4 protein-coding genes and 5 pseudogenes are annotated in these 6496 nt (G+C 53.6%); 2 read left to right on the forward strand and 7 right to left on the reverse strand.

Annotated features, from left to right (window positions below):
- The 7 genes and pseudogenes from BR71_RS24385 to BR71_RS23895 all read right to left on the reverse strand — a co-directional run.
- Positions 1-95 (reverse strand): annotated as a pseudogene (locus BR71_RS24385) (IS3 family transposase); the annotation flags it as partial.
- Between the two features lie 12 nt (positions 96-107).
- Entirely contained in the window at positions 108-947 is an 840-nt protein-coding gene (locus BR71_RS19545) for a transposase (RefSeq protein ID WP_341860356.1), read from the reverse strand.
- Positions 898-1158 (reverse strand): IS110 family transposase, encoded by a 261-nt coding sequence (locus BR71_RS25025; RefSeq protein ID WP_208854911.1) that lies wholly within the window; start codon positions 1156-1158, stop codon positions 898-900. Before BR71_RS25025 ends, BR71_RS19545 begins: the two co-directional genes overlap by 50 nt.
- A gap of 213 nt (positions 1159-1371) precedes the next feature.
- Positions 1372-1638 (reverse strand): annotated as a pseudogene (locus tag BR71_RS23890) (DDE-type integrase/transposase/recombinase); the annotation flags it as partial.
- Positions 1639-1717: 79 nt separating this feature from the next.
- Complete coding sequence (gene ltrA, locus BR71_RS19550; RefSeq protein WP_244269668.1) at positions 1718-2743, reverse strand: group II intron reverse transcriptase/maturase; 1026 nt, start codon at positions 2741-2743, stop codon at positions 1718-1720.
- A gap of 34 nt (positions 2744-2777) precedes the next feature.
- Positions 2778-3125 (reverse strand): annotated as a pseudogene (locus BR71_RS19555) (transposase); the annotation flags it as partial.
- A 206-nt stretch (positions 3126-3331) separates the two neighbouring features.
- Positions 3332-4513, reverse strand: a complete 1182-nt coding sequence (locus BR71_RS23895; RefSeq protein ID WP_081862756.1) for a phosphatidylinositol-specific phospholipase C domain-containing protein — start codon at positions 4511-4513, stop codon at positions 3332-3334.
- Between the two features lie 894 nt (positions 4514-5407).
- On the opposite strand from BR71_RS23895, the pseudogene BR71_RS19565 reads away from it, so the two are divergent.
- A pseudogene (locus tag BR71_RS19565) lies at positions 5408-6166 on the forward strand (IS3 family transposase); the annotation flags it as partial.
- Between the two features lie 91 nt (positions 6167-6257).
- Positions 6258-6496 (forward strand): annotated as a pseudogene (locus tag BR71_RS23900) (transposase); the annotation flags it as partial.

Below are 6496 nucleotides of genomic sequence, written 5' to 3' on the forward strand. Positions count from 1 at the left end.
AATACATCTGACTTGGCCAAGTCGCGGGTTTTGTAAATCCGTTTGCGGATACGCTCCTTCTTCAGACTGTGAAAGAAGGACTCTGCCACGGCGTTGACGCTCCTATGTCAAGTTGAGTGCATCGAACCGGCTAGATCGGCCAGAATGAGTGGGTATAGCTCTCTGACGATGTAGCGCTTCAGGCAGCGATGAATTTCCTTGTTCGACATGCCTTCCTTGGTTCGACGTTCAACATACGCCCGCGTCCGAGGGTCACTACGCATGCGTACCATGGCAATAGTCCACAAGGCGTTATTCGCCGAACGATCGCCGCCCCTATTTAAACGATGCCGGACCTTTTTGCCAGACGAGGCTTGCAAAGGACTGACGCCACAAAGAGCGGCCATTGCAGCTTCGCTTTTCAGGCGTTCCGGGTTGTCCCCTGCCACGGCAACGAGTACCGCCGCCGTTTGCGGGCCTACGCCGAAGCGCTCTCGAAGTCGCCTAGCATGCTGGCTGGTCAGGCGATCAAGCACGCCATCGAGGACGCCCAGCTCCTCCGCCAGTGCTAGCCAGCGTTTGGCCAGCAGGCGTAAAGTGACTGCCAAGGTTTGCAGGATGGGCGTGTCGCCTAATGAGCGCAAGCGGGCACAGCTCGCCACGCACTCTGCCGTCCTCACCTTCAGAAGCCGTTCACGAATCTCCTGTGGTGCGCTTACCAGCAATGCGCGCAACTGATTGATGGCCTGCGTCTTCGCCTTCACGGCACTACGCCGGGCAACCGAAACCGCTCGCATCGCTTCAGCTGCTCCGGACTGCACTTTAGGAAGGGCAGTTGCCTTCCCTGAGAGAACTGCACGTGCGGCATTTTCCGCATCGGTGGGATCGGACTTTCCCTGGGACCTGCGTGCTGCCCGGTCAGGACGGGTTGACTTCCAGCACTTCGATCTCGTGGTCACGCAGCACACGGGCTAGGCCAGCTCCATAGGTGCCAGTTCCTTCGACTCCAGCACGGAGCACATGCCCGAACGAATTTGCCCAAGCTAGCAGCTTGAAATAACCGGATGTATCGGTTGGTGTCGATAGCGTTCCAAGGAGTTTGCCCGTCTCACTGATCACGGCTCCGACATGTACATCCAAATGCGTGTCGACACCCAGAATGACTTCGTTTTGCTCCATGCGGGTCTCCCTTGCAGTAGACGCATCGCCAACCCCACTCGCAGGACAGGACACTCATGGTGCAGAACAAAGCTCCTATCAGGTCACCAACGTTGGGCCCGGCAATGCTCGGGGAACGCCGGAAACCGATCGACAGGTCAATGCCAAGGCAGCTCGGCCAATCCCAGCACGGGTCAGATCAGCCCGACGTTCGAAGATCATTTTGGACTGAGTATCCCAGCAATTACCACGTCGACTCATACTGGGTTCAAGGTCGTGGGAGACGCAGAAACGGTGCCAGTCATCACTGCCATATTGCGACCCTTGGTCCGAATGAACCAGCACGCGACCAGTAGGCTTGCGCCGCCACAGCGCCATCAGCAGGGCGTCCAACGCCAATTCACGGTTCAATGTCGGTTTCATCGACCAGCCCACCACCTTGCGTGAGAACAAGTCGATCACCACCGCCAAGTAAAGCCAGCCCTGCCAGGTGCGGATGTAGGGGTGAGTAGGCCGGGGGAATTTCACCCCCAGCCTCTCGCAGAACCGGACGTGAGCCTCTCGACTCATCCGGCTCCCATCATCCAACCGCAGGAAGACATCCCGTTCCCCAATGCACGAAGGCAGTCGGGAATCGACGCGCAAGCCGCCCGAGGGCGTGTCTCGCCCGCGTTTTATGGCGAGCGAGGGTCTTGTACTTGCGCATCATCCAGCGCACCAGGTAGTCATTCATGTGTTTCCAGATCACCGACATTGCCGAGCCATGGAAGCGACCGTAGTACTGCTGCCACCCCCTCAGAATCGGATTGAACATGGCAGCCAGATCGCCCAATTCGCGGTCGCACATCAGTTGCAGATGCCATCCCCGGATAGTCTGCCGCATCGCCTTGAGGGCGTCACGGCTAACCGCCGGGGCGAAGTTCACGTAGACCCGCTGATACTTGTCCACCGCTTTTCGCGGCCGGAAGGTGTATCCCAGGAAGGTGAACTGGACATCAGGATGCGCAGCCCGCCGATTGACGTCCCGACAGTAGACGATCCTTGTCTTGCCCGGATGCAATTCGAGGCCGCATTCTCGGAACCGCTCGCCGATCCTGTCTAACGCCAGCTTGGCCTGAGCCAAGCTCTTGCAATGGACCACTCCGTCATCAGCATAGCGACAGAACCGTACGCTTCTGAGATTGCGAGCGACCCAAACATCAAAGGCGTAGTGCAGGAACAGGTTGGCCAGCAACGGGCTCACGACGCCGCCTTGCGGCGTGCCGCGCGTCCGTTCCAGAAGAGCCCCGTCCGCAGTCTGCATTGGCGCTTTCAGCCAGCGTTCCACGTACAGGAGAACCCATGGGGTCTGGCAGTGCTTCTTGAGCGCGCGCATGACCAGATCATGGTCGATATTGTCAAAGAGACCCTTGATATCGAATTCCACAACCCAGTCGTACTTCCAGCTTCGCCGCCTCACCAAGGCAATCGCGTCATGGGCAGAGCGCCCAGGTCGATAGCCATAGGAGTTTGGATGGAACATCGGGTCGATTTGCGGCTCCAGCAGGAGCTTGACCGCCGTCTGCACCACCCGGTCAGCAACCGTGGGCACGCCCAACATACGCACACCACCTGACTTCTTCGGAATGGGGACCCCTTTGACCGGCGGGGGTAAGTAGCTGCGCCGGACCGCGCTCGCCCTGGGCGTTCTTGGTGGCGCTGGGCGCGTGGATCAGGGTGGCATCGACGATGGTGCCTTGCTTCAACATCAGCCCTTTGTCGCAGAGATGCTGGTGGATGGCGGCAAACAAGGTGTGGGTCAGTTGGTGCTTCTCCAGCAGATGGCGGAAGTTCAGCAGCGTGGTTTCGTCCGGGATGGCATCCAGGGAGAGGGCGGCGAACTGGCGCATGGAGGCGATCTCGTACAGGCTTTCTTCCATGGCGGGGTCGGACAGGCTGTACCACTGCTGCAGGCAGTAGACGCGCAGCATGGTGGACAGCGGATAGGGTCATCTGCTGTCGCATGCTGGGGTCCTGGATCTGACTGACAATGCGTCAGTTTACGGGAAGGTTGGGGACTTGTTCAGACCTTCCTTAACAAAGCCGCGCTTACTGGTTGGAACGTTGCTGAAAATTGCCCCCCCCGGTAAGCGCATTTTTTCATAAAAATAAAGCCGTTTTTTACATATTTTTGATTTACGCAACGAAGACAATCCTAGTTGCATAAGCGATTTGTGCCACGATAATCCCATTCCTCATTGCTAGTAGCATCTACAGGGAAATATGAATAGTGTGGTTTTTTTAAGAGAAAATATTCCAACCTGTTTGAATATGGATTTCTGTAACGATAAATATCCCCAACAACACCTTCTTTATTTGATGACCAGTAGTGACAGGGGTTTTTGAATGTGTTTCTGTCATATATAAAATCCTGCGGCCAATCGCGCCCATAAAAATCCACTACGACCACACCAATGACTTGGGATTCAGGCATTGAATTTACAGTTGGTATCAGTTTTTGCCAGTTAATGCGCTCAGCATATTCTAGGGGTGTGGTTGCTTGGTTATTTGTCCCATCGTATGTGCTGGCAGATGTGTACGTCAAATTTATTTTTGACATTCCAATTGGAGCTCCGTAACCAATGCCCTTTTTAATTCCTTCTTTTTCGTTATCCATTTTAATCGTAGCTAGTTCATTGGAGCTGCAATATGTGCAGTAATTTGAAGGATCCCATAGATCAAATTGATTTTGCATGTTTTTATCATACGGTATGGAATATATTCCATACCCGCGCTCATCATAATCTTTAAGAATAACAATCTTGCCTCTAACGTCCTCGAGTTTAGGGTTATCAGATTGAGAGACTGTGTTGGTATACACATATAAATTACTGCTTTGAAAAGCCTCTTTAACTCTCCTGGCGAAATCATCAGGTTCTTTTTCATCTGAGCCTGCTTCATTCTTTACACGAATTAAAATGGTTTCCCCCGGGTGCCATTTCAACCACTGATTTACATAACTTATCGCTTGATCAAGATTGATATCAGAAACTTTGACAGTGCCATGATAAAACATTAACCGATTTTGGCAGTTACCATTGCGGCGTAGTCGCCAATCAAGAAAGCGCACTCCACTGTTCAATTGATCTTGAAATGGCATAATTTGGGTTTTTACATATCCGAGACCAGTTGCCTGCCCCACCGGTGCAGTCATCGAGTCGTGCGTCCCTAGAATTGACATGTTTGATAATCTGACATCATCTACAACTCGGGACATCCACATGGTTCTATCTGACTGGTCATTATTAAACTCAAAATGGCCGTCCTGGCAAGCTGCCATGCAGATGCCGCTTGCTAATAGTTGAAAAAAAATAGCTATAAGAACAATACATTTCATAACATAACCCTCACAGAGTTAGAGTAGCTAACAAAACCCAGTTTGATGGCTAAGGCGAGGCGCACCGATGCAGATAGTGCAGGGAGTACGACGTAGCACTTTAAATAACCGGCATTTCTGACCAAATCTAAACGTAGAAGGACATTAAGCCGGGTTGACAACCGTTGTTGGTACTTGCTGTGCCGATTTTCATCCCCGCTTTCAGTCTAAATCGACTGTTTCCGGTCAATCTGGACGAATCTTAGGTGTTAGAAGGCTTTCACGCTGGCTACCCTTGAGAGTGAGTCGTACATTAATATCTATAGGCTACATTTAAAAAAAAATTTATAAGTATATTTACTTGTTTACCCAGCCGGACGATTGCTTGTGCGCTTTTTGGGGCTATGAAGGTTGCCTCTCCTTGCTGAAGCATTTTTACTTGCCGTTGCGGCCAGCCCGTGTCGTGGACGATGGAGCGGCAAGATGAGCATGCGGATCAAACGCAAGGCGGCCGCCTGGGATGATGATGTGCGAGCCCAGTTTCTTGGGCTTGCTCCATTATGATATCCGAGTGCGGAGGCCCTGTGTACATCGGTACCTCCGTATGCCAGTTTACCTGGCTACGCTTGGTATCCGAAATCTGCGCCCAACCTCACAGAGCTGCAAGTACGCGCTGCCATCTTGAACCGTTTCAGCATGCTGGGCCGTCCTTGTACGGTGGCTGTGGCGTAAATTTATTTGGGGAAAGGGGAGTCTCGCCCTGTTCAGGATTTGTGCAACAGCGCCGACTTGGCCACGCACTCTATCCCCCATTTCTTCTCCCACAGAACTATCGCCTCGTAGAGAGAAGTCCGTTCACCAAAACCAGCCCACATGTGGTGAATCTGGAGAACCTCCGCCGAATTTATTCCCTGTGCATTCCGTTACCAGCCAGCCACCGACCGCAATGTCGCCTTGAGAGCAAAAATCATCGCGCTTGCACAACGTCACCGGCGTTACGGCGCCGGCATGATCTACCTGAAGCTGCGGCAGGAGGGCATACAGGTCAATCACAAGCGGGTGGACCGGCTTTATGCCGAGGCGGGTCTGCAAATCCGCCGGCGCAAGCGCAAGAAAATCCCCGTGGCAGACCGTCACCCACTGGCTCGTCCTTTGGTGGCCAATCAGGTCTGGTCGATGGACTTTGTATTCGACCGAACGGCAGAGGGGCGTGTCATCAAGAATCTGACGGTGGTCGATGATGCCACGCATGAGGCAGTCGCCATTGTTCCGGAACGGGCGATGGGAGGCCTGCATCTGACCCGCGTCCTCGACCAGCTGGCGAAGACACGTGGCCTGCCCAAAGCCATCCGGACCGATAATGGCAAGGAATTCTGCAGCCGTGCGATGTTGACCTGGGCACACGTCCGTGGGGTTCAGCTTTTTCTCATTGAACCTGGCAAGCCCAATCAGAACGCTTACATCGAGTCCTTTAACGGGCGTTTCCGGGATGAGTGTCTGAACGAACACTGGTTCACCAGCCTGCGCCATGCCCAAGTTGTAATCGAAGCTTGGCGAAAGAAATATAACAATGAAAGGCCGAAGAAAGCACTGGGCGGTTTGACACCGGCGGCCTATGCCGAATCACTTGCAGAGAAATCAGGTAAATTAAGCTTGGACTCTAAGAGCGGCTAACAAAACTCCTGATGCTGCGTTGCGCCGACTTGCCGTACTCAAGTACTGCCTGCGTCGGCGCGCCTTGCCTCAGACGTGAAACTGACTTTTGTTAGCCGCTCTAAGTGGCGATGGTGCCTACGACACCAAAGGCTGCCATGAAGCGATTGCCAAGCGAAAAGCCGAGGCGGTGATTCCTACCCGGAAGAATGCCAAGCCGTGGAAGGAAAATCGGTTGGGCGCGCATGTCCGAAACGAGATACTGCGTGCTACCCGGCGCCTGGGACGAGCGATCTGGAGGAAATGGAGCGGTTACCATCGCCGCAGCCTGGTGAAAACCAAGATGCGCTG

Origin of the sequence: Chromobacterium haemolyticum DSM 19808 (assembly GCF_000711885.1) — a bacterium.
Lineage (GTDB): Bacteria > Pseudomonadota > Gammaproteobacteria > Burkholderiales > Chromobacteriaceae > Chromobacterium > Chromobacterium haemolyticum.